This is a genomic window from Streptomyces sp. NPDC002785 (assembly GCF_040295565.1).
GTDB lineage: Bacteria > Actinomycetota > Actinomycetes > Streptomycetales > Streptomycetaceae > Streptomyces.
The window spans coordinates 1-23999 of record NZ_JBEOVN010000110.1; the positions used below are offsets into that span (position 1 = coordinate 1).

Below are 23999 nucleotides of genomic sequence, written 5' to 3' on the forward strand. Positions count from 1 at the left end.
GGGGGGCCCCCCCCCCCCCCCCCCCTCCGCCGGTCTCATCAGTCCTCCGAGGATTCCTCCGACGAATCCTGTGGGTCGTCGTCGCTGTCCTCGTTGGTGTCGCCGGCCGATGGCTGCCGGCCGGGCCCCGTCTCGCCCCCCGCGGTGTCCGGCCGGACCGGCTTCGGTGGACGGGTGCGGCCGCTGGAGGTGTCGCGCAGATACGAGGCGTCGCCGCTCTCCGTCGCATGCCCGCCGGGCGTCTGGCCCGGACCGGCGTCCCGGCGGCGCAGATAGCGCTCGAACTCCCGGGCGATGGCCTCGCCGCTCGCCTCGGGAAGCTCCGCGGTGTCCCGGGCCTCCTCCAGCGTCTGCACGTACTCCGCCACTTCGCTGTCCTCGGCGGCCAGTTGGTCGACACCGAGCTGCCAGGCGCGCGCGTCCTCGGGCAGCTCGCCCAGCGGGATGCGCAGACCGATGAGGTCCTCCAGGCGATTCAGCAGCGCGAGGGTCGCCTTCGGGTTGGGCGGCTGCGACACATAGTGCGGCACCGCCGCCCACAGGCTCACCGCGGGCACGCCCGCGTGCGTACAGGCCTCCTGGAGGATGCCGACGATGCCCGTCGGACCCTCGTACCTGGTCTCCTCCAGGTCCATGGTCCGTGCCAGATCCGGGTCGGAGGTGACTCCGCTGACCGGTACCGGGCGAGTGTGCGGGGTGTCGCCGAGCAGTGCGCCCAGGACCACCACCATCTCCACGCCCAGCTCATGGGCGAAGCCCAGGATCTCGTTGCAGAACGAGCGCCAGCGCATGGACGGCTCGATACCGCGGACCAGAACGAGATCGCGGGGCTTGTCCCCGCCGATGCGGACCACGGAGAGCCGGGTGGTCGGCCAGGTGATCTTGCGTACCCCGCCGTCCAGCCAGACCGTCGGCCGGTTGACCTGGAAGTCGTAGTAGTCCTCGGCGTCCAGCGCCGCGAACACCTCGCCCTTCCACTCCCGGTCCAGGTGCGCGACCGCCGTGGAAGCGGCGTCACCTGCGTCGTTCCATCCCTCGAACGCGGCCACCATGACCGGGTCGATCAGCTCGGGAACCCCCTCGAGCTCGATCACCCAGGCCTCCTTCCGAAGTTCCCTTGCGTACGCACCAACCTTACGGCTTCCGGTCGCTCTCGCCGCAGCCCCTGTGCACAGCCGGGTGAACGCGACCCGCGGAGGTGCATCACCGGTCGAATCAGGGCAACAGTCTCTGAATACATCCGAGCTGTGTCCAGTCGTTTTCGTCCCAACCCTGGACGTTGGAGTGTTCGTGACGCTATACATCGGATGACCAGAGCAGAGGTCCGATGTTATTCCCCTGGGGGCGCACATGAGTCAGACCGTCACGGATTTCGAGGTCCACGACATCCGTTTTCCGACCTCGGAACAACTGGACGGCTCGGACGCCATGAACCCCGACCCCGACTACTCGGCTGCCTATGTCGTACTGCGTACTTCCTCCGTCGGCGGCGCTGACGGCACTGACATCGAGGGGCATGGCTTCTGTTTCACCATCGGGCGCGGCAACGAGGTGATGGCCGCCGCCATCGAAGCGTTGCGCCCGTACGCGGTGGGGCGCCCGGTGCCCCGCACCGCGGCCGACCTCGCCGCGCTGCATCGTGAGCTCACCCATGACTCCCAACTGCGCTGGCTCGGCCCTGAGAAGGGCGTGATGCACATGGCGGCCGGCGCGGTCGTCAACGCCGCCTGGGACCTGGCGGCGAAGCAGGCAGGCAGGCCCGTCTGGCAGTTCCTCGCCGAGATGACGCCCGAGGAGCTCGTCTCCCTCGTCGACTTCCGCTATCTCACCGATGCCCTCACCCCCGATGAGGCCCTCGCGATCCTGCGGGCCGCCGAACCGGGCCGGGCCGAGCGCACCGAGCGGCTGCGCGCCCAGGGCTACCCGGCGTACACCACCTCTCCCGGCTGGCTGGGATACACCGACGACAAGCTGGTCAGGCTGGCGAAGGAGGCCGTTGCCGACGGCTTCACCCAGATCAAGCTGAAGGTCGGCGGCAACCTCGGCGACGACGTCCGCAGGCTCGCCCTGGCCCGCGAGGCCGTCGGGCCGGACGTCCGGATCGCCGTCGATGCCAACCAGCGCTGGGATGTCGCCGAGGCAGTGAAGTGGATGACCGCGCTCGCGCCGTACGACCCGCACTGGATCGAGGAGCCGACCAGCCCCGACGACATCCTCGGCCACGCCGCAGTCCGCTCCGGGCAGCCGGTCAAGGTCGCCACCGGCGAACACGTCGCCAACCGGGTCGTGTTCAAGCAGCTGCTGCAGGCCGGGGCCGTCGACTTCGTCCAGATCGACGCGGCCCGTGTCGCGGGCGTCAACGAGAATCTGGCGATCCTGCTGCTGGCCGCCAAGTACGGCGTTCCGGTCTGCCCGCACGCGGGCGGTGTCGGGCTGTGCGAGCTCGTGCAGCATCTCTCGATGTTCGACTATGTGGCGGTCTCAGGCAGTTGGGAGAACCGTGTGATCGAGTACGTCGACCATCTCCACGAACACTTCGCCGACCCCACGGTGATCGAGTCCGGCCGTTACGCCGCTCCGAGTTCCCCGGGCTTCTCCGCCCGGATGCTCCCCGAGTCGATCGCCGCACACCGTTATCCGGAGGGCCCCGTATGGCAGGCCCGCCGCATCTCCGAGGAGGCTGACCGATGACCGGAACAAGCGACTTCGAGGGCTTGAACGCCCTGGTGACGGGAGGGGCCTCCGGCATCGGGGCCGCCGTCGCGGCCATGCTGCTGGCGCGCGGTGCGCGCGTGGCCGTACTCGACCGCGAGACCGCAGGCGCCCCCGACGGCACGCTCGCCCTCAAGGCGGACGTCACCGACGACGCGGCCGTGCGCGAGGCGGTCGACCTGGCCGCCGGTGAACTGGGCGGCCTGCACACCGTCGTGTCCAACGCGGGCATCGGCTCCATCGGCACGGTCGAGGACAACGCCGACGACGAGTGGACCCGGGTCCTGGACATCAACGTCCTCGGCATGGTCCGCACCGCCCGGCACGCCCTGCCTCATCTGCGGCGCGCGGTGGCCGACCGCCCCGGCGCCGTCTCGATCACCCAGACCTGCTCGATCGCCGCGACCGCCGGGCTGCCGCAGCGCGCCCTGTACAGCGCGAGCAAGGGTGCGGTCCTCTCGTTGACCCTCGCGATGGCCGCCGACCATGTCCGCGAGGGCATCCGGGTCAATTGCGTCAACCCGGGCACCGCGGACACCCCGTGGATCGGGCGGCTCCTGGGCCAGGCCGACGACCCGGTCGCCGAGCGAGCCGCGCTGGGCGCCCGCCAGCCGCTGGGACGCCTGGTCTCGGCCGACGAGGTGGCCGCCGCGATCGTCTACCTCGCCGGCCCGGCCGCCGCCTCGGTCACCGGCACTGCACTGGCCGTCGACGGCGGAATGCAGGGCCTGCGCCTGCGCCCCGCCGAGAGCTGATCGGGGCCGGACAGGCCCGAGCCGCACCAATGGCCGCACCCCCGCGCGCCATGCACCGCCGCTTCGCCAACAGAGCTCCGAGCCGGTACTCCACAAAGGACGGGACACAATGAGAGTGCGTACGACGAGTGCGGCAGCCTGCGCCGTACTGCTGGCCGTCACTGCCCTCGCGGGCTGCAACCGCGAGTCCACCGCAGATGGGGCGGGCGGCGGGAAGGTCGGCATCGACCTGCCGCGCAGCGACAGCGACTTCTGGAACTCGTACCAGAACTACGTGGAGAAGGGGGTCAAGGCGGGCGAGGTCAAGGCGCTGCCGCTGACCAACTCGCAGAACGACATCGGCAAGCTGGTCGCCAACGTCCAGACCTTCACCGACCAGGGCGCCAAGGCCGTCGTGATGGCACCCCAGGACACCGGTGCGACAGCCCAGTCGCTCAACACGCTGAACGAGAAGAAGATCCCGGTCGTCAGCGTCGACACCCGCCCCGACAAGGGCAACATCTACATGGTGGTGCGGGCCGACAACAAGGCGTACGGGACCAACGCCTGCAAGTACCTCGGCGAGCAGCTGAAGGGCAAGGGCAAGGTCGTCGAGTTCCAGGGCGACCTCTCCTCGATCAACGGCCGTGACCGGTCCGAGGCGTTCAAGTCCTGCATGGACAAGGAATTCCCCGGTATCAAGGTCTTCGAGCTGGCCACCGACTGGAAGGGCGATGTCGCCTCCGCCAAGCTCCAGGCCACCCTGGCCGCCAACCCCGACATCAACGGGATCTATATGCAGGCCGGGGGTGTCTTCCTGCAGCCCACCCTCGCGCTCCTGGAGCAGAAGAAGCTGCTGAAGCCGGCCGGTACGCCGGGCCACATCACGATCATCTCCAACGACGGCATCCCGGAGGAGTTCGACGCCATCAAGGCCGGGAAGATCGACGCGACGATCTCCCAGCCCGCCGACCTGTACGCGAAGTACGCGCTGTACTACGCCAAGGCGGCGCTGGACGGAAAGACCTTCAAGGTGGGTCCGACCGACCACGACTCCAACATCATCAAGATCCCCAATGGCCTGGAGGACCAGCTTCCGGCGCCGTTGGTGACCAAGGACAACGTCGACGACCCGAAGCTGTGGGCCAACCAGCTGGAGAAGAAGAGCTGACCATGGACCAGGCACCACCACCTGCCGTACAGGCAGAAGGCGTTGTCAAACGCTTCGGGCCCACCGTGGCACTCGACGGGGTCCGGCTCACCGTGCAGCCCGGTGAGTCCCATGCCCTCGTCGGCCGCAACGGCGCGGGCAAGTCGACGCTGGTCAGCATCCTGACCGGACTCCACAAGGCGGACGCGGGCACGGTCACGTTCGGCGGGGAGCGCGCGCCGGCCTTCGGGGACACCATGGCCTGGCAGTCGAAGGTCGCCTGCGTCTACCAGAAGTCCATGGTCGTCCCCGACCTGACCGTCGCCGAAAACCTCTTCCTCAACCGTTTCGACGACAACGCCCGCTGGATCAGCTGGGGGAAGCTCCGCAGGCGCGCCGAGCGGCTCCTCGCCGACTACGGGGTCCAGGTCGACCCCAGCACCCGGGCCCGCGATCTCGCCGTCGAGCAGCGGCAGTTCGTCGAGATAGCCCGGGCACTCTCCTTCGGCGCCCGGCTGATCATCCTGGACGAGCCGACCGCTCAGCTCGATGCCCGCGGCATCGGGCGGCTCTTCGGCAAGCTCAGGGAACTGCAGAGCCAGGGAGTGGCGTTCCTCTTCATCTCCCACCATCTGCAGGAGGTGTACGAACTGTGCACGGCGGTCACCGTCTACCGCGACGCCCGCCATGTACTGACCGCTCCGGTCGCCGGCATCACCAAGGCGGAACTGGTGGCGGCGATGACCGCGGAGCAGTCCGCCGGCGCCACCGCCTGGCACGCGAGCGGTGACGGTGCGGCGGTACGGGATCAGTCGGCTGCCCCCGTCCTGCGTACCGAAGGGCTCACCCTGGAAGGCCGGTTCGAACCACTGGACCTGGAGGTCCGCCCCGGCGAGGTGCTCGGCCTCGCCGGCTCCGCGGCCAGCGGCAACACGGCCCTGGGCGAGACCCTGGCCGGTATGCGAAAGGCGGGCGGCGGCACGGTCTTCGTACACGGAAGGACCGTGCGCAGCGGCAGTGTGCCGCACGCGCTGGACGCCGGGATCGGCTACATCCCCGAGGACCGGCACGACCAGGGCCTGGTCCTGGAACGCAGCGTCGCCGAGAACGCCACCCTCACGGTCACCGACCAGCTCGGCCCGTGGGGGACCGTACTGCCCTCCCGTACAAGGGAGTTCGCACGGTCGGTGATCGCCTCGCTGGACATCAAGACACAGGGGCCCGAGCAGCCCGTCTCCGGGCTTTCCGGCGGCAACCAGCAGAAGGTGGTCGTCGCCCGCGCGCTGGCCCGCAAGCCGAGCGTGCTGGTGGCCGTCCGGCCCACCGCGGGTGTGGACGTCAAGTCCAAGGATTCGCTCCTGGGAGTCGTGCGGCGGGTAGCCGACGAGGGGAACGCCGCAGTGATCATCTCGGACGAACTGGACGATCTGCGGGTCTGTGACCGGGTGCTCGCCCTGTTCCACGGGCGCGTGGTCGCAACATTCGCAAGCGGGTGGACCGACGGGGAACTCGTCGCCGCCATGGAAGGTGTGGGGGAAAGGGAATGACCGGCACGGTACGGCCCCCGGCGGCCGACGGCATCGACAGCGGGCTGAAGGGCTCCCTGACGGGCGAGAGCCCACTGGACCGGCTGAAGCTGATCCGGTGGAGCGACTTCTCCCTGGTACCGGTGATTCTGGTGCTGATGGTGATCGGGTTCATCGTCTCGCCGGTGTTCCTGACCTCCGAGAACCTGATCAGCGTCGTCCAGCAGTCCTCCGAGCTGAGCTTGCTGGTCCTGGGACAGGCGCTGATCCTGATCTGCGGACGGATGGACCTGTCACTGGAGTCGACGATCGGCATCGCGCCGGTCGTCGCGATGTGGCTGGTCCTGCCCGCCGAGGGCGGCCGCTTCGCGGGCCTCGGCCTGCTTCCCACCTGGTCGGCGATCCCCCTCTGTCTGCTCGTCGGCCTGGCGATCGGTGCAATCAACGGCTTTCTCATGCTGAAGCTGAGGGTCAACGGCTTCATCGCCACGCTCGGCATGCTCACCATGCTGCGCGGCCTCCACATCGGCATCACCGAGGGCAAGTCCATCACCGACGTCCCGGAGTCCTTCCGCTACCTCGGCAAGAGCGAATGGCTCGGCGTACCGGCGGCCGTCTGGATCTGCCTGGCGCTGTTCGCCGTCGGTGGCGCCGCGCTGGCCTGGCTGCGCCATGGACGCTCGTTGTACGCCATCGGCGGCAATCCGGAGGCGGCGCGAGCCGCGGGCATCCGGGTGGACCGGGTCACCTGGATCGTGCTCGCCATCGGCGGTCTGCTGGCGGCCTTCGCGGGCATCCTCTACACCGGTCACTACGGATCGGTCGCGGCGACCCAGGGCAACGGCTGGATCTTCCAGGTGTTCGCCGCCGCGGTCATCGGCGGCATCAGCCTCAAGGGCGGGCGAGGCACCCTGTTCGGTGCGCTCACCGGCGTACTGACGCTCCAGCTGGTGGTCAATGTGATGACCCTCGGCGGTGTCCCGGCGCTCTGGAACCAGTTCCTCAACGGCGCCATCATCATCGTCGCCCTGGTCATCTCCCGCTTCGCGAGCGGCGAGCAGCAGGACTGATGTTCTTCTCGCAACGCCGGCGGTGCTGATGATTTTCAGCCCCGCCGGTGTTCGAGGCGCGGGGTCAGGGGCGGAGCCCCGGTCACCCACCCGCCGCGCGCTACAGCGTCGACCGCAACCACTGCTCCACACTCGCCACATGGACCGTCGCCCACGCCCGCGCAGCCTCCGCGTCCCGGTCCCGCAGCGCCGACACGATCGCCCGGTGCTCCAGGAGCGTGCGGCTGACCGCGTCCTCCTGCGTCAGACCGCGCCAGACCCGCGCCCGCGTCGTCGGCCCCGACAGTCCGTCGAGCAGCGAGCAGAGCACCGAGTTCCCGGACGACTGCACGATGCCGCGGTGGAACTCCAGATCGCAGGCGACCAGCTCCTCCACCGATGGCTGCGCGCCCAGGGCGTCCAACTGTGAGCTCAGTACGTCCAGTTGGGCCTCGCTGATCCGGTTCGCCGCCATCGCCGTCGCGGCTGGTTCCAGAATCCGGCGGACCGCGAGGAATTCGAGCACCGTGTCGTCGCGGTGGAAGTCCACCACGAAGCTCAGCGCCTCCAGCAGCAACTGCGGGTCGAGGCTGGTCACATACGTGCCGTCGCCCTGCCGCACATCGAGAATGCGGATCAGCGACAGGGCGCGCACCGCCTCCCGGAGAGAGTTGCGGGAGAGCCCCAGCTCCGCCGCGAGTTCGCTCTCCTTGGGGAGCCGGTCGCCGGGCCGCAGCGCACCCGAGACGATCATTCCCTTGATCTTCTCGATCGCCTCGTCGGTGACAGCCATGACGGTCCTCCTGGATCCGGACTGGAATCAGACATCCGATGTCTCTCTTCATTATGCGGGTCGGAAGTGGAGGATGAACCAGGTCTGCCGGAGGTCTCCCGGGCACGCGGCCAACGCACGGGCGTCGATCGGCCGGTAGTACGTCGCACAGGGCTCGACGGCCGTGGCGGTGAACAGCGGATCGCCGTGGAGCGCCGCCGGTTCGGGGGAGTTGAGGCTGGTCGCCGAGCCGTGCCGGATGCGCGGCGCTCCGGGGAGGGGTGCCGGCCGGTCAGCGGATGCGGGGCGTGGCCGATGAGCGAAAGCACGGGAAACTTCATGGCTCAACTGCCCCCGCGCCGTTTTGCACCTGTAGGTGGCTGTATGGCGCGTTCACCGGACTGTGGTCCTGCCGACACGCGACGGGGCGGCTCCCTCGTGGGAGCCGCCCCGTCCGATCTGTACGACCCCGTCAGCTCCGGTCGCCGAGCATGGACTCGACGCCGGCCCGGATCTCGTCCGTCGCCAGACCCCGGATCGTCAGCGTCGTGCGGCGGCGCAGCACATCGTCCGCCGTCTCGGCCCACTCGTGATCACGTGCGTAGGCGACCTGCGCCCAGATCTCCGGCGCGTCCGGGTGGATGCGCTCGGCCAGCGCCGGGTTGTCGTTCGCCAGCCGTGCGATGTCGAAGGAGAGCGAGCCGTAGTGCGTGGCGAGGTGACGGGCGGTGTCGGCCGCCATCCGCGGTCCGGGTGTACCGCCGTCGACCAGCAGCCGGTGCGCCACCGCGTTCGGGTTGGCGATGCCGGGCAGCGGGAGCTTCTTCGGCAGGTGCGAGATCGGCTCCATGTCCTGTGCGAGGGGGTGCCCGGGGAGTGCGGCCAGCTTGTTCATCACCGTACGGCCGATGTGGCGGAACGTCGTCCACTTGCCGCCCGCGACTGACAGCATCCCGCCGCGGCCCTCCGTCACGACCGTCTCGCGCTTGGCCTTGGACGTGTCACCCGGGCCGCCCGGCAGCACCCGCAGGCCCGCGAATGAGTACGTGATCAGATCTCGCGACAGCTGCTGGTCCTTGATGGAGAACGCGGCCTCGTCGAGGATCTGCGCGGTGTCCTTCTCGTTGACCGCGACGTCCGCCGGATCGCCCTCGTACTCCTCGTCCGTCGTACCGAGCAGCAGCATGTCCTCCCACGGCAGGGCGAACGTGATGCGGTACTTGTCGATCGGGGTGGCCAGCGCGGCCTTCCAGGGACGCGTGCGCTTCAGCACCAGGTGCGCGCCCTTGGACAGACGTATCGAAGGCGCCGCGTTCGGGTCCTCCATCTTGCGCAGGTGATCGACCCACGGGCCGGTGGCGTTCAGCACGAGGCGGGCGTTGACGCCGAACTCCGTGCCGTCCGTACGGTCCTCCAGGTCGGCGCCCGTCACCCGGCCCTTGGTGAACCGCAGCCCGGTCACCGCCGCGTGGTTCAGGACGACCGCCCCCGCGTCGACGGCCGCTCGGACCGTCATGAGCGCCATCCGGGCATCGTTCATCTGGTCGTCGCCGTAGACCGCGACGGCCTTCAGATTGTCCGTACGCAGCTCCGGAACATCGCGCTGAGCCTTCGCCGGGCTGATCACATGCCCGACCCCGTCACCGAACGCGGAGAGCGCCGAGTACGCGAACACACCCGCACCGAGCTTGGCCGCGCCGTGCGGGCCGCCCTTGTAGACCGGCAGGTAGAAGGTGAGCGGATTGGCCAGGTGCGGGGCGACCTGACGGGACACCGCGCGCCGCTCGAAGTGGTTCTCCGCGACCAGCTTCACCGCGCCGGTCTGCAGGTAGCGCAGACCGCCGTGGAGCAGCTTGGAGGAGGCGGAGGAGGTGGCGCCGGCGAAGTCGCCGGCATCCACCAGGGCCACCCGCAGCCCGGACTGCGCGGCGTGCCAGGCCGTGGAGATGCCCAGGATGCCGCCACCGATCACCAGGAGGTCGTACGTCGCCTTGGAGAGCTGCTCCCGAGTTTCGGCGCGGCTCGGAAGGGAGCTGGAGGCCGGGTGCGTCCCGAGTGACGGGACGCTCTGCAGGGTGGTCATTGTGATTACTCCTCGACTGAGCTGTCTTCGAGCCAGCCCATGGTCCGTTCCACGGCCTTGAGCCAGCTCTTGTACTCGCGGTCGCGGGTGTCCGCGGCCATGCGGGGTGTCCACTCGGCGGCCCGGCGCCAGTTGGCGCGCAGCGCGTCGGTGTCCGGCCAGAAGCCGACGGCGAGACCGGCGGCGTAGGCGGCGCCGAGGCAGGTCGTCTCGGCGACCATGGGCCGCACCACGGGTGCGTCCAGGAAGTCGGCGAGTGTCTGCATCAGCAAGTTGTTGGAGGTCATGCCGCCGTCGACCTTCAGGGCTGCGAGCTCGACACCGGAGTCCTTCGTCATGGCGTCGGTGATCTCGCGGGTCTGCCAGGCGGTGGCCTCCAGAACCGCACGGGCGATGTGCGCCTTGGTGACGTACCTGGTCAGACCGGCGATGACGCCGCGGGCGTCGGAGCGCCAGTACGGGGCGAACAGACCCGAGAAGGCGGGCACGAAGTAGGCACCGCCGTTGTCCTCGACCGACGAGGCCAGGGTCTCGATCTCGGCCGCGGACTTGATCAGACCCATCTGGTCGCGCATCCACTGAACCAGCGAACCCGTGACGGCGATGGAGCCCTCCAGGGCGTACACCGGCTTCTGGTCACCGATCCGGTAACCGACCGTCGTCAGCAGTCCGTTGTACGAGTTGACGGGTGTCTCGCCGGTGTTCATCAGCATGAAGGTGCCGGTGCCGTACGTGGACTTGGCCTCGCCCTTGGAGAAGCAGGTCTGGCCGAAGAGCGCCGCCTGCTGGTCGCCGAGCGCGGAGGCGACCGGGACACCGTCCAGGACGCCGCCCTTGGCGGTGCCGTACACCTCGGCGGAGGAGCGGATCTCGGGCAGCACGGCCGCCGGGATCTCCATGGACGCGAGGATCTTGTCGTCCCACGCCAGGGTGTGCAGGTTCATCAGGAGGGTGCGTGAGGCGTTGGTGACGTCGGTGACATGGACGCCGCCGCCGGTGCCGCCGGTCAGGTTCCAGATGACCCAGGAGTCCATGGTGCCGAAGAGGATGTCGCCGCGCTCCGCGCGCTCGCGAAGCCCCTCGACGTTGTCGAGCAGCCAGCGGACCTTGGGGCCCGCGAAGTACGAGGCGAGCGGCAGACCGGTCTCGCGGCGGAAGCGGTCCTGACCCACGTTGCGGCCGAGCTCCTTGCAGAGCGCGTCGGTGCGGGTGTCCTGCCAGACCAGGGCGTTGTGGACGGGCTCACCGGTGTTCTTGTCCCAGAGCAGCGTGGTCTCGCGCTGGTTGGTGATGCCGATCGCCTTCACATCGGCGGCGGTGATGCCCGCCTTGACGATGGCGCCGGCGACGACCTCCTGGACGTTCTCCCAGATCTCGGTCGCGTTGTGCTCGACCCAGCCCGGCTTCGGGAAGATCTGCTCGTGCTCCTTCTGGTCGACGGAGACGATCCGGCCGTCCTTGTCGAAGACGATGCAGCGGCTGGAGGTGGTGCCCTGGTCGATGGCCGCGATGAACGGGCCGGTGGTGTGTGCGTCGGTCACAGTGTGCTCCCGGAAGTCTGTGTGGTCTTGAGGGTTACGGCTCTGTACGCCACGGCTCAGGCGAAGGCGACGTTGTAGAGCCCGCCCGCGATCGCGCCGCCGATGAGCGGTCCGACGACAGGGACCCATGCGTAGCCCCAGTCGGAACCGCCCTTGTTCGGCAGCGGCAGCAGCGCGTGCACGATACGCGGACCGAGGTCGCGAACCGGGTTGATTGCGTAACCCGTCGGCCCGCCGAGCGAGAGACCGATACCGACGATGACCAGAGCAGTGACCAGTGCCCCGAGCGTGCCCAGGCCGTTGCCCTCGTTGTTGAGGCCCTGGGTGAGGATCGCCAGGACGAGCACGACGGTGGCGATGATTTCGGTGACGACGTTCTGCACCGCGTGCCGGATCTCGGGGCCGGTGGAGAAGATGCCCAGCACCGGGCCCGCCTTCGGGGCCGAGGCCTGGTCGACCAGGGCCTCTTCACCCGGTTGGGCGCCCAGGATCTCCGGATCGGTGAGATGCGCCCGGAACTGCCCGTAGTACGTCAGCCAGACCAGCACCGCGCCGATCATGGCGCCGAGTAGCTGGGAGCCGAGGTACAGCGGTACGTCGCTCCACTTGGTGCCGCCCTCGATCGCGAGACCGATCGTGACCGCCGGATTGAGATGCGCGCCGGAAACGCCACCGGCCAGATATGCGGCGGTCAGCACGGCGAAACCCCACCCGAAGGTAATGGCGAGCCAGCCGGCGTTCTGCGCCTTGGAGCGCTTGAGAGTGACTGCGGCACAGACACCGCCGCCGAGCAGGATGAGCACGGCGGTACCTATGGTCTCGCCGATGAAGATGTCGGAGCTGGACACCCGCGACTCCTTTGTCCTTCGTCCAGGGAAGCCGAACCCCGGGTCCCTCCGGTGGTCCGCGCCCTCATGTGAGGGCGTTTTCCGGCCCTTGACGCTGTCACACCCTAACGCGTATTTCCGTTAGCTGTTCGACAATGTCGACCGATGAACGGCAGTGTTTCTCCCGGGTGAATCAGCCGTCAAGGGTTGTGTGGCCTATAACTCGATCGTTACCGACAGCTCATCGGTAACGATCAACGCCGGGCCGGTCAGAAGCGCCGGGCGCCCAGATCCCTGGAGACCGCACGTGCGCAGTCCCGTACCGCGGCGATCAGCTCGGGGCGCAGCTCCCCGTCCGCGCAGACCCGCTCCACCGCGCCGGTCACGGCCACCGCGCCGACCGGCATCCGCCGCCGGTCGTGGATCGGGGCGGCCACCGCGGCCACTCCCTCCCAGGTCTCCTCCACGTCGGCCGCCCAGCCGTGGGCCCGGATGACGTCGAGCATCGCCTCGAACTCCTCCGGATCGGTGACGGTGTGCGGCGTGAAGGACTGCCGCTCGGCTTCCAGGGCCTCGGTGTGCGCCACCGGGTCGTACGCCGACAGCACCTTGCCCAGGGCTGTGGAGTGCAGTGGCTGCATGGCCCCGACCTCCAGGACCTGCCGGCTGTCGTCGGGCCGGAAGACGTGGTGGACGATGAGGACGCCCTGCTGGTGCAGGACCCCCAGATGGGCGCTCTCGCCGCTGGAGCGGGCCAGGTCGTCCGTCCAGACCAGCGCGCGGGCCCGCAGCTCGTGGACGTCCAGATAGCTGTTGCCCAGGCGCAGCAGCTCGGCGCCCAGCTGATAGCGGCCGGACACCGTGTCCTGCTCGACGAAGCCCTCGTGCTGGAGCGTGCGCAGGATGCCGTGTGCGGTGCCTTTGGCCAGGCCCAGTGAGGAGGCGATGTCGGACAGCCCCAGCCGACGCTCACCGCCTGCCAGTAGGCGCAGCATCGCTGCCGCCCGCTCCAGCGACTGGATGTTCTTGGCCATCGCGCCGTACTCCTCCACCTCGGTTCGACAATGCTGAACACTATCGGTCGATGCCGACCTTCGCTCGATCGCACAGGAAAACTGCGTCACCACTCCGATCCGGACATCCCCCGCACAGCATGCCGTCCGTTCCGTGGGACGGAGTGACGGCCCCGGGCGCCGCCCGGCTACGCTGGCCTGGTGCGCCTTCCGCCGAAGACGCAAAGCCGACAGCCGTCGCATCCCAGGGAGCACATCCATGGCCTCGTTGCCGACCCCTTCCGCCGACAGCCGGAACCGAGCCGAAGCCCTCCGCGAGGCACTCGCCACCCGGGTGGTGGTGGCCGACGGTGCCATGGGCACCATGCTCCAGGCGCAGGACCCCACCCTCGAGGACTTCCAGAACCTCGAAGGCTGCAACGAGATCCTGAACGTCACGCGCCCCGACATCGTGCGCTCCGTGCACCAGGAGTACTTCGCCGTCGGTGTGGACTGCGTCGAGACGAACACCTTCGGGGCCAACGCCTCCGCCCTGGGCGAGTACGACATTCCCGGGCGCATCCACGAACTGTCCGAGTCCGGCGCGCGCATCGCCCGCGAGGTGGCCGACGAGTTCACCGCGTCCACCGGACAGCAGCGCTGGGTGCTCGGCTCCATGGGCCCGGGTACGAAGCTGCCGACGCTGGGGCACGCTCCCTACACGGTGCTGCGGGACGGCTTCCAGCAGAACGCCGAGGGTCTGATCGCCGGCGGCGCGGACGCGCTCGTCATCGAGACGACGCAGGACCTGCTGCAGACCAAGGCCGCCGTACTGGGCGCGCGTCGCGCCCTGGAGGCGATGGGCAGCGACCTCCTGGTGCTGTGCTCGCTGGCGTTCGAGACCACTGGCACCATGCTGCTCGGCTCCGAGATCGGGGCCGCGCTGACCGCGCTGGAACCGCTCGGCGTCGACATGATCGGTCTGAACTGCTCGACCGGCCCCGCCGAGATGAGCGAGCACCTGCGCTACCTCACGCGCCACTCCCGTATCCCGCTGCTCTGCATGCCGAATGCCGGACTGCCGGTGCTCACCAAGGACGGCGCGCACTTCCCGCTCGGTCCCGAAGGGCTGGCCGACGCGCAGGAGACGTTCGTCCAGGAGTACGGCCTCTCGCTGGTCGGCGGCTGCTGCGGTACGACTCCGGAGCACCTGCGCCAGGTCGTCGAACGCGTCCGCGGCGCCGCCCTCACCCCCCGCGACCCGCGCCCCGAGCCCGGTGCCGCCTCGCTGTACCAGACCGTCCCGTTCCGCCAGGACACCTCGTACCTCGCCATCGGCGAGCGTACGAACGCCAACGGATCCAAGAAGTTCCGCGAGGCCATGCTGGCCGCCCGCTGGGACGACTGCGTGGAGATGGCGCGCGACCAGATCCGGGAGGGCGCGCACATGCTCGACCTCTGCGTCGACTACGTCGGCCGAGACGGTGTCGCGGACATGGAGGAGCTGGCCGGACGCTTCGCCACCGCCTCCACACTCCCGATCGTGCTCGACTCCACCGAACTGCCGGTCCTGCGGGCTGGACTGGAGAAGCTCGGCGGCCGGGCGGTTCTCAACTCCGTCAACTACGAGGACGGCGACGGACCCGAGTCCCGCTTCGCCAAGGTCACGCAACTGGCCGCCGAGCACGGCGCCGCGCTGATCGCCCTGACCATCGACGAGGAGGGCCAGGCCCGTACCGTCGAGCACAAGGTCGCCGTCGCCGAGCGGCTCATCGAGGACCTGACCGGCAACTGGGGCATCCACGAGTCGGACATCCTCATCGACACGCTGACCTTCACCATCTGCACCGGTCAGGAGGAGTCCCGCAAGGACGGCCTGGCCACCATCGGCGCCATCCGCGAACTCAAGCGGCGCCATCCCGAGGTCCAGACCACGCTCGGCCTGTCCAACATCTCCTTCGGGCTCAACCCGGCCGCCCGTGTCGTGCTGAACTCCGTCTTTCTCGACGAGTGCGTCAAGGCCGGTCTCGACTCCGCGATTGTGCACGCCTCCAAGATCCTGCCGATCGCACGCCTCGACGAGGAGCAGGTCAAGGTCGCGCTCGACCTCATCCACGACCGCCGTGCCGAGGGCTACGACCCCCTTCAGAAGCTCATGGAGCTCTTCGAGGGCGTCAGCACGAAGTCCATGAAGGCGGGCAAGGCCGAGGAACTCCTCGCCCTGCCGCTCGACGAGCGCCTCCAGCGCCGCATCATCGACGGTGAGAAGAACGGCCTGCACACCGACCTCGACGAGGCCCTGCAGACCCGCCCGGCCCTCGACATCGTCAACGACACCCTTCTGGAGGGCATGAAGGTCGTCGGCGAACTCTTCGGCTCCGGCCAGATGCAGCTGCCCTTCGTGCTCCAGTCCGCCGAGGTCATGAAGACCGCGGTCGCCCACCTGGAACCGCACATGGAGAAGTCCGAGGCCGAGGGCAAGGGCAAGGGCACCATCGTCCTGGCCACCGTCCGCGGCGACGTCCATGACATCGGCAAGAACCTCGTCGACATCATCCTGTCCAACAACGGCTTCAACGTCGTGAACCTCGGCATCAAGCAGCCCGTCTCCGCGATCCTGGAAGCCGCCGAGGAGCACCGCGCCGACGTCATCGGCATGTCCGGCCTCCTGGTGAAGTCCACCGTGATCATGAAGGAGAACCTGGAGGAGCTGAACCAGCGCAAGCTGGCCGCCGACTTCCCGGTGATCCTCGGCGGCGCGGCCCTCACCCGGGCCTATGTCGAGCAGGACCTCCATGAGATCTACGAGGGCGAGGTCCGCTACGCCCGCGACGCGTTCGAGGGGCTGCGCCTGATGGACGCCCTCGTCGCGGTCAAGCGCGGCGTCCCCGGCGCCACCCTCCCCGAACTCAAGCAGCGCCGCGTCCCCAAGCGGGACACGGCGGTCCTGGAGGTCGACGAGCCCGAGGAGGGCGTCCGCTCCGACGTCGCCGTCGACAACCCGGTCCCCACCCCGCCGTTCTGGGGCACCCGTGTCGTCAAGGGGATCCAGCTCAAGGAGTACGCGTCCTGGCTGGACGAGGGCGCGCTCTTCAAGGGCCAGTGGGGCCTCAAGCAGGCCCGCGCCGGTGACGGACCGACGTACGAGGAACTGGTCGAGACCGAGGGCCGCCCGCACCTGCGCGGCTGGCTCGACAAGCTCCACACCGAGAACCTGCTGGAAGCCGCCGTCGTCCACGGCTACTTCCCCTGCGTCTCCAAGGGCGACGACCTGATCCTGCTCCACGAGGACGGTTCCGAGCGCACCCGCTTCACCTTCCCGCGCCAGCGCCGCGGCCGCCGCCTCTGCCTCGCGGACTTCTTCCGCCCCGAGGAGTCCGGCGAGACGGACGTGATCGGCCTCCAGGTCGTCACCGTCGGTTCGAAGATCGGCGGCGAGACCGCCAAGCTCTTCGAGGCCAACTCCTACCGCGACTACCTGGAGCTGCACGGCCTGTCCGTACAGCTGGCCGAGGCCCTCGCCGAGTACTGGCACGCCCGGGTCCGCTCCGAGCTCGGCTTCGGCGGCGAGGACCCCGCCGGTGTCGAGGACATGTTCGCGCTGAAGTACCGCGGCGCGCGCTTCTCGCTCGGCTACGGCGCCTGCCCCGACCTGGAGGACCGGGCGAAGATCGCCGAGCTGCTCCAGCCCGAGCGGATCGGTGTGCATCTCTCGGAGGAGTTCCAGCTGCACCCGGAGCAGTCCACCGACGCGATCGTCATCCACCACCCGGAGGCGAAGTACTTCAACGCGCGGTAAGACGCCGTTCAGCGCGCGGTAGCAGGACAAGTCGTACACTGGTCGGTCCAGTGAAGGCCGGTCGCCCTTCCCACGGGAAATGGCGGCCGGCCTTCTCGTCCCCTACGGAAGGTGTGCCGGATGACCAGCACGGTTCCCGCGTCCATGACCCGCACGGCCGAAGACGCCGCGCTGCAGGCCGTCCTGCTCGACATGGACGGCACGCTCGTCGACACCGAGGGCTTCTGGTGGGACGCCGAGGTGGAGGTCTTCGCCGAGCTCGGGCACCAGCTCGACGAGGCCTGGCGGAACGTAGTGGTCGGCGGGCCGATGACCCGCAGCGCCGGCTACCTCATGGATGTCACCGGCGCGGACATCACCCTCGCCGAACTCACCGTGCTGCTCAACGACCGCTTCGAGAGGCGTATCGGCCGCGGGGTGCCGCTGATGCCAGGCGCGGCACGGCTGCTGGCCGAACTGGCCAGGCACGAGATTCCCACCGCCCTGGTCTCCGCCTCGCACCGGCGGATCATCGATCGGGTGCTGGAATCGGTGGGCCGCCACCACTTCGCCCTCACCGTCGCGGGCGACGAGGTCTCCCGTACCAAGCCGCACCCGGAGCCCTATCTCACCGCCGCGTCCGGTTTCGGGGCGGTCCCCGGGCTCTGTGCGGTCATCGAGGACACCGCGACCGGCGTCGCGGCTGCGGAGGCCGCGGGCTGCCGGGTGGTCGCCGTACCGTCCGTCGCGCCGATCGCCCCCGCGTCCGGCCGGGCGGTCGTACGTTCGCTCGAAGAAGTCGATCTCGCATTTCTCCGGGGCCTGGTCACAGGAATGCGGTGATCAGCGCACCGAGAGTGTTTCTGTGAATGAATCGAAAAGCTCTGGGTGTCGGATGGTGCATTTTCTGTCGTACGTAAGTGTGTGCAAGCCGGGCGCACGACAAAGGACGGAAAATGCTCCGGGCGTGAGCTTTATCACCTGAATGCCCCCGAAGGCTCATCAAGAACCACCGAGGTGTCCGTTTTAGGGTGTCGAAATATCCCGATTGATGAAGTTTTGTACGAAACCTTCCCGGTCGGGGAAAACGGCTCGCCGCTATTTCCCGCCACCGTCTGATTGCGCATCGGGACATCTCCGGTCCGGCATTGTCGACGACGCCTACTAATGTCGCTTTCTCCATGCACGGATGAGGGAGAGCGTCCAAGATGAACCGCAAGACTCTGGTGCTGCCGGCCGTCGTCGGTCTGCTCGCACCCGCACTCGCCGCCTGCGGCGCGTCGGGCGGCGGGGGCGATGGCAAGGCCGCCATCGTTGTCGGCACCACGGACCAGTTCGTCGCCTCCAAGGACAACCCCACGCCGCTCGATCCCGCCACCGGCTACGAAGCGGGCGTATCGAATGTGCTCCGGCAGACCCTGCAGACCCTGGTGCATGTGCCGCGCGGCGGGGGCGAGCCGGTGCCCGAAGCTGCGGAGAGCTGCACCTTCACGGACACGCAGAACGAGAGCTACCGCTGCAAGCTGCGCAGCGGCCTGAAGTTCGCCGACGGCAAGGCGGTCACCGCCGACGACGTGAAGTACTCCATCGACCGCGTCATCCGCATCAAAGCCGCCAACGGGCCCCTCGCCCTGCTCGCGAACATCGACACGGTCGAGACGCAGGGCGAGCGGGAGGTCATCTTCCATCTCCGTACGCCGGACGCCACGTTCCCGTACAAGCTCGCCACCCCGGCCGCCGGGATCGTGCCGCGCAGCAAGTACGCGGCGAAGTCCGCGCGGGCCGGCTTCCAGGTGGACGGCTCCGGTCCGTAAGTCATGAAGCCGGAAGTCGAGCACAACCGGGTCGTCAAGGTGCTCTTCACCAGGAACCCCCGCTACAAGGGTGATCTGGAGGTACGGAACGACAAGGTCGAGCTGGATCTCTTCCCCGACGCGCAGGCGATGGGGAAGGCCCTCGCCGACAAGAAGATCGACATGATGACCCGCACCATGTCGCCCGAGCAGTCCCAGCAACTGCTCGAAAACCCCAAGAACGGCATCAAACTCACCGAGGTGCCCGGCCTCGCGATCAGCTATCTCGGCTTCGACACCGACGACCCGACTGTGAAGAACAAGGCCGTCCGCCAGGCCATGGCTCAGGTCATCGACCGCGGCGAGATCGCGAGCAAGGTGTACGGCAGCACGGCCGAGCCGCTGTACTCGCTGATCCCGTCCAGCGTCACCGCGCACACCAACTCGTTCTACAACAAGTACGGCGAGCCCAGCACCACGAAGGCCGCGGCGATCCTGCGCGCCGCCGGCATCGACACCCCGGTGAAGCTCACCCTGCACTACACGACCGACTACTATGGCGCCGCCACCGCGACCGAGTTCGAGACCCTGAAGAAGCAGTTCAACAACACCGGGCTGTTCGACGTCACAGTCAAGGGCACCGCGTGGGAGAAGTACCGCCCGGCGCAGGTGCGCGGCGACTACGCCGTCTACGGCATGGGCTGGTTCCCCGACTTCCCGGACCCCGACAACTACACGGCGCCGTTCCTCGACAGGAACAACTTCCTCAACTCGCCCTACAAGTCGGCCCTGGCCCAGAAGACGCTCATTCCGCAGTCCCGCCGCGAGACCGACCGCAGCGCCACGGTCAAGACCTTCCAGCAGCTCCAGGACATCGTTGCCAACGACGTCCCCCTACTGCCGATCTGGCAGGGCAAGCAGTATGTCGCCGCCCGTGAGGACCTTACCGGCATCGAGTGGGCGGTCAACTCCTCCGCCGAGCTCCAGCTCTGGGAGCTGGGCAACGGCACCGTCTGAGCACGGACTCCGCCCCGGCCGAACCCGGCCGGGGCGGAGCTGTTTGGGGGGCCGTTTCCCGGTCCGCCCGCTGATCCGCTCACTGGGCGCCGGGGCGCACCAGGCCGCTCTCGTACGCGTACACGGCCGCCTGCACCCGGTCGCGCAGACCGAGCTTGGTCAGCACGTGGCCGACATGCGTCTTGACCGTAGTCTCACTGACGAACAGATCTGCCGCGATCTCCGCATTCGACAGACCGCGCGCCACCAGCTTCAGCACCTCGACCTCACGGTCCGTCAGCGTGTGCAGGGTGTCGGGGACCGGCTCCTCGCCGGACGGCAGATGGTCCGCGTACTTGTCAAGCAGCCTGCGGGTGATGCTCGGAGCGAGCATCGCCTCGCCCGCAGCGACCACGCGGATGGCCTGCACCAGCTCATTGGCCGGCGCGTCCTTCAACAGGAAGCCGCTGGCACCGGCGCGCAGCGCCTCCACCACGTACTCGTCGAGATCGAACGTGGTCAGCACCAGCACCTTCGCCGGACCGTCCCGACCGGGACCGGTGATCTGACGCGTCGCCTCGACGCCGTCCATCCGCGGCATACGGATGTCCATCAGCACCACATCGGGCTGCAGCGCCCGCACCTGGTCGAGAGCCTGGAGACCATCACCGGCCTCGCCCACCACCGCGAGATCCCCCTCCGCCTCCAGAATCATCCGGAAGCCGGTGCGCAGCAGCGGTTGGTCATCGACCAGTAGGACGCGGATAGCCACAGGGTCTCCTTAAGGTCCTTCGAGGGCCACAGGCCGGCCGGCCTCAGCACGGACCGGAGCCATTCTGCCCTGGACATCCTGCTCCGACTCCGCCGGGCGTACCGACAACGGGTAGACCGGGGGCGTGCCACCGAATTCGGGGCAGACCGACTGGTGGTCGCACCAGCCACAGAGCTTCGTCGGCCGGGGCCGCCACTCGCCCGTCTCCGTCGCCAGCCGGATCGCGTCCCAGAGGGCCAGCAGCTTCCGCTCGACGCGCTCCAGATCCGCCACCACCGGGTCGTACGTCATGATGTCGCCGCTGCCGAGATAGACGAGCTGGAGTCGGCGCGGCACCACGCCCTTCAGCCGCCAGATCACCAGGGCGTAGAACTTCATCTGGAAGAGCGCGCCCTCCGCGTACTCCGGACGCGGCGCTTTCCCCGTCTTGTAGTCGACGATCCGGACCTCGCCCGTCGGTGCCACATCGATGCGGTCGATCACCCCGCGCAGCCGCAGCCCCGACTCCAGCTCCGTCTCGACGAACAGCTCCCGCTCGGCGGGCTCCAGGCGCGTCGGGTCCTCCAGCGAGAACCACCGCTCCACCAGGCTCTCAGCCTCCGAGAGCCAACGCGCCAGCCGCTCGCCCCCGGCATCCTCCGCGAACAGCTCCGACAGCTCCGGCTTCGACTCCAGCAGCCGGTCCCACTGGGCGGGGATCAGCGCCGTGGCCCGGCCGGCCGTGCGTTCCACCGCCGGGTTGTCGAAGAGCCGCTCAAGCACCGCATGCACCAGCGTGCCCCGGGTAGCCGCTTCGCTGGGCTTCTCCGGCAGTTTGTCGATGACCCGGAAGCGGTACAGCAGAGGACACTGCATGAAATCGCTCGCCCGCGACGGCGACAGGGACGAAGGCGGCTGAGGAGGCCGCGGCAGGGAGGTCATGACGAAGACCCTACGGCCCGCCACTGACAGCCGGCGGCATACCATCGACCACACACCCCCGAACACTGCATGATCGTGCCGTACGGCACCAACCGAAAGGACCTCGTGGACGAGAGCGGCGACAGCGGGCGGCCGCAGCCCGGTGCAGGGGGAACGGCCCCCGGCGCCGGCCCCGAGAAGGGCGAACCGCGGCGCCCCGAAGAGCCCGGCGGCGGCCTGCTCATGGGCCGTCCTTTCGGCGTGCCCGTGTATGTCGCGCCCAGCTGGTTCCTCGTGGCCGCACTGATCACCTGGGTCTTCGGCGGTCAGTTGGAACGGGTACTGCCCGAGCTCGGCGCGGCTCGCTATCTGGTCTCCCTCTTCTTCGCGATCGCCTTCTACGCCTCCGTGCTCGTCCACGAACTCGCCCACACGGTCGTCGCGCTGCGCTACAAGCTGCCGGTGCGCCGCATCCAGCTCCAGTTCTTCGGCGGCGTCTCCGAGATCGAGAAGGAGTCCGAGACCCCCGGCCGCGAATTCGTTCTCGCCTTCGTCGGCCCCCTGCTCTCCCTGGTGCTCGCCGGGCTCTTCTACGCAGGGATGAAGTTCGTCGCGCCCGGCACCGTGCCCGGTGTCCTCCTCGCCGGACTGATGATCTCCAACCTCCTGGTGGCCGCCTTCAACCTCCTCCCCGGCCTCCCGCTCGACGGCGGACGCATGCTTCGCGCCGTCGTCTGGAAGATCACCGGGCGGCCGATGAGCGGCACCGTCGCCGCCGCCTGGGTCGGCCGCGCGCTCGCCGTCGTCACCCTCATCGGTCTCCCGCTGCTCACCCACACCGGCTCCTTCGGGAACAACCCCCAGGACCTCAGCGGCTTGGACACCGTCACCGACGCGCTGCTCGCCGCCATCCTCGCCGCCATCATCTGGACCGGGGCGGGCAACAGCCTGCGCATGGCGCGCCTGCGCGAACACCTCCCCGAACTGCGCGCCCGCACCCTCACCCGGCGCGCCGTCCCGGTGGAGGCCGCCACCCCGCTCTCCGAGGCCCTGCGCCGCGCCAACGAGGCGGGCGCCCGCGCCCTCGTCGTCGTCGACGGACACGGCGAACCCCAGGCCGTCGTCCGCGAGACGGCCATCGTCTCCGTCCCCGAACACCGCCGCCCCTGGGTCGCCGTCAGCGGCCTCGCCCAGGACCTCACCGAGGGCATGAAGATCTCCGCCGAGCTGGCCGGCGAAGCACTCCTGGACAGGCTCAAGGCCAACCCCGCCACCGAATACCTCGTCCTCGAGGACACCGGTGAGATCTACGGTGTGCTGTCCACCGCCGACGTCGAACGGGCATTCGTCGCCGCCCTGGCCAGGCCCGCCGCCTGACCGCCCGGGCTCGCGGTCGGAGCGCGGGGAATCACCGGTACGCTGGTCACATGTCTGAACCGACCGGTGCCGCCCGCCGACGCGGGCCCTTCAAGGTCGGGGACCAGGTCCAGCTCACCGATCCCAAGGGACGCCACTACACCTTCACGCTCGAAGCCGGAAAGAATTTCCACACCCACAAGGGTTCTTTCCCGCACGACGAGCTGATCGGTGCCCCCGAGGGCAGTGTTGTCCGAACCACGGGAAACGTCGCCTACCTCGCGCTGCGCCCCCTGCTCCCCGACTACGTCCTGTCCATGCCCCGCGGCGCCGCCGTGGTCTACCCCAAGGACGCGGGGCAGATCCTGGCCTTCGCCGACATCTTCCCCGGCGCCCGCGTCGTGGAAGCCGGCGTCGGCTCCGGCTCGCTCTCCACCTTCCTGCTGCGCGCCATCGGCGACCAGGGCATGCTGCACTCCTACGAGCGCCGCGAGGACTTCGCCGAGATCGCCCAGCAGAACGTGGAACGCTACTTCGGTGAACCGCACCCCGCCTGGCAGCTCACCGTCGGCGACCTCCAGGACAACCTCTCCGACACCGACGTCGACCGGGTCATCCTCGACATGCTCGCCCCCTGGGAGTGCCTGGACGCCGTCTCCAAGGCGCTCGTGCCCGGCGGCATCCTCTGCGCGTACGTCGCGACCACCACCCAGCTCGCGCGGACCGTCGAGTCCATCCGTGAGATCGGCTGCTTCGCCGAACCGCAGCCCTGGGAATCGATGATCCGCAACTGGCACGTCGAGGGCCTGGCTGTCCGCCCGGACCACCGCATGATCGGTCACACCGGCTTCCTCGTCACCGCCCGCCGCCTGGCCGACGGCGTGGAGGCCCCGCTGCGCCGCCGCCGCCCCGCCAAGGGCGCCTACGGCGAGGACTACGATGGTCCCGGTAGCCAGAGCGGCTCCTCCCGCGGCTGAGCCGCGCAACGTACCGGCGCCGCCGCCGAGTTCCCGGACCG

17 protein-coding genes and 2 pseudogenes are annotated in these 23999 nt (G+C 68.9%); 10 read left to right on the forward strand and 9 right to left on the reverse strand.

The genetic code is table 11. The features are described 5' to 3' along the window. Nucleotides 1-38: 38 nt before the first annotated feature. The gene (locus ABTZ94_RS23485; protein WP_351203054.1) at nucleotides 39-1094 is read right to left on the reverse strand and encodes a PAC2 family protein; all 1056 of its coding nucleotides are present in this window, start codon (nucleotides 1092-1094) and stop codon (nucleotides 39-41) included. A gap of 256 nt (nucleotides 1095-1350) precedes the next feature. Here ABTZ94_RS23485 and ABTZ94_RS23490 point away from each other — a divergent pair, with 256 nt between their 5' ends. From ABTZ94_RS23490 to ABTZ94_RS23510, 5 genes are all read left to right on the forward strand, one after another. Further along, nucleotides 1351-2691, forward strand: coding sequence for an L-fuconate dehydratase (locus ABTZ94_RS23490; RefSeq protein WP_351203056.1), 1341 nt, complete (start codon nucleotides 1351-1353; stop codon nucleotides 2689-2691). After that, nucleotides 2688-3467 (forward strand): SDR family NAD(P)-dependent oxidoreductase, encoded by a 780-nt coding sequence (locus ABTZ94_RS23495; protein WP_351203058.1) that lies wholly within the window; start codon nucleotides 2688-2690, stop codon nucleotides 3465-3467. The genes ABTZ94_RS23490 and ABTZ94_RS23495 overlap by 4 nt, the downstream gene beginning before the upstream one ends. Before the next feature lie 109 nt (nucleotides 3468-3576). Next, nucleotides 3577-4617 (forward strand): sugar ABC transporter substrate-binding protein, encoded by a 1041-nt coding sequence (locus tag ABTZ94_RS23500; protein ID WP_351203060.1) that lies wholly within the window; start codon nucleotides 3577-3579, stop codon nucleotides 4615-4617. A gap of 2 nt (nucleotides 4618-4619) precedes the next feature. Next, nucleotides 4620-6143 (forward strand): sugar ABC transporter ATP-binding protein, encoded by a 1524-nt coding sequence (locus ABTZ94_RS23505; protein WP_351203062.1) that lies wholly within the window; start codon nucleotides 4620-4622, stop codon nucleotides 6141-6143. Continuing rightward, entirely contained in the window at nucleotides 6140-7192 is a 1053-nt protein-coding gene (locus ABTZ94_RS23510; RefSeq protein WP_351203064.1) for an ABC transporter permease, read from the forward strand. The genes ABTZ94_RS23505 and ABTZ94_RS23510 overlap by 4 nt, the downstream gene beginning before the upstream one ends. A 100-nt stretch (nucleotides 7193-7292) precedes the next feature. On the opposite strand, the gene ABTZ94_RS23515 is transcribed toward ABTZ94_RS23510, so the two are convergent. The 6 genes and pseudogenes from ABTZ94_RS23515 to ABTZ94_RS23535 form a co-directional block, all read right to left on the reverse strand. Next, nucleotides 7293-7964 (reverse strand): FadR/GntR family transcriptional regulator, encoded by a 672-nt coding sequence (locus ABTZ94_RS23515; RefSeq protein WP_351203066.1) that lies wholly within the window; start codon nucleotides 7962-7964, stop codon nucleotides 7293-7295. 126 nt (nucleotides 7965-8090) lie between these two features. Next, nucleotides 8091-8231, reverse strand: a pseudogene (locus ABTZ94_RS37950) (LLM class flavin-dependent oxidoreductase); the annotation flags it as partial. Between the two features lie 184 nt (nucleotides 8232-8415). Further along, entirely contained in the window at nucleotides 8416-10026 is a 1611-nt protein-coding gene (locus tag ABTZ94_RS23520) for a glycerol-3-phosphate dehydrogenase/oxidase (RefSeq protein WP_351203068.1), read from the reverse strand. A 5-nt stretch (nucleotides 10027-10031) separates the two neighbouring features. Then, complete coding sequence (glpK, locus tag ABTZ94_RS23525) at nucleotides 10032-11567, reverse strand: glycerol kinase GlpK (protein WP_351203070.1); 1536 nt, start codon at nucleotides 11565-11567, stop codon at nucleotides 10032-10034. A 56-nt stretch (nucleotides 11568-11623) separates the two neighbouring features. After that, the gene (locus ABTZ94_RS23530; RefSeq protein WP_351203072.1) at nucleotides 11624-12415 is read right to left on the reverse strand and encodes an MIP/aquaporin family protein; all 792 of its coding nucleotides are present in this window, start codon (nucleotides 12413-12415) and stop codon (nucleotides 11624-11626) included. Nucleotides 12416-12663: 248 nt separating this feature from the next. Next, complete coding sequence (locus tag ABTZ94_RS23535) at nucleotides 12664-13428, reverse strand: IclR family transcriptional regulator (RefSeq protein WP_351203074.1); 765 nt, start codon at nucleotides 13426-13428, stop codon at nucleotides 12664-12666. A 238-nt stretch (nucleotides 13429-13666) separates the two neighbouring features. Here ABTZ94_RS23535 and metH point away from each other — a divergent pair, with 238 nt between their 5' ends. From metH to ABTZ94_RS23550, 3 genes and pseudogenes are all read left to right on the forward strand, one after another. After that, on the forward strand, nucleotides 13667-17185 hold the full coding sequence (gene metH, locus ABTZ94_RS23540; RefSeq protein WP_351203076.1) for a methionine synthase: 3519 nt from the start codon (nucleotides 13667-13669) through the stop codon (nucleotides 17183-17185). Nucleotides 17186-17305: 120 nt separating this feature from the next. Then, on the forward strand, nucleotides 17306-18007 hold the full coding sequence (locus ABTZ94_RS23545) for an HAD family hydrolase (protein ID WP_351203078.1): 702 nt from the start codon (nucleotides 17306-17308) through the stop codon (nucleotides 18005-18007). Between the two features lie 365 nt (nucleotides 18008-18372). Continuing rightward, nucleotides 18373-19974: pseudogene (locus tag ABTZ94_RS23550) on the forward strand (ABC transporter substrate-binding protein). 79 nt (nucleotides 19975-20053) lie between these two features. On the opposite strand, the gene ABTZ94_RS23555 reads toward ABTZ94_RS23550, so the two are convergent. Together ABTZ94_RS23555 and ABTZ94_RS23560 are read right to left on the reverse strand one after the other, a co-directional pair. Further along, nucleotides 20054-20725 (reverse strand): response regulator, encoded by a 672-nt coding sequence (locus ABTZ94_RS23555; protein WP_093541287.1) that lies wholly within the window; start codon nucleotides 20723-20725, stop codon nucleotides 20054-20056. Between the two features lie 9 nt (nucleotides 20726-20734). After that, nucleotides 20735-21580, reverse strand: a complete 846-nt coding sequence (locus tag ABTZ94_RS23560; RefSeq protein WP_351203082.1) for a RecB family exonuclease — start codon at nucleotides 21578-21580, stop codon at nucleotides 20735-20737. A 171-nt stretch (nucleotides 21581-21751) separates the two neighbouring features. On the opposite strand from ABTZ94_RS23560, the gene ABTZ94_RS23565 reads away from it, so the two are divergent. Continuing rightward, nucleotides 21752-23002: a site-2 protease family protein gene (locus ABTZ94_RS23565; RefSeq protein ID WP_351203084.1), complete on the forward strand. Its 1251-nt coding sequence runs from the start codon at nucleotides 21752-21754 to the stop codon at nucleotides 23000-23002. A gap of 50 nt (nucleotides 23003-23052) precedes the next feature. Then, the gene (locus ABTZ94_RS23570; RefSeq protein ID WP_351203080.1) at nucleotides 23053-23958 is read left to right on the forward strand and encodes a tRNA (adenine-N1)-methyltransferase; all 906 of its coding nucleotides are present in this window, start codon (nucleotides 23053-23055) and stop codon (nucleotides 23956-23958) included. Nucleotides 23959-23999 lie beyond the last annotated feature (41 nt).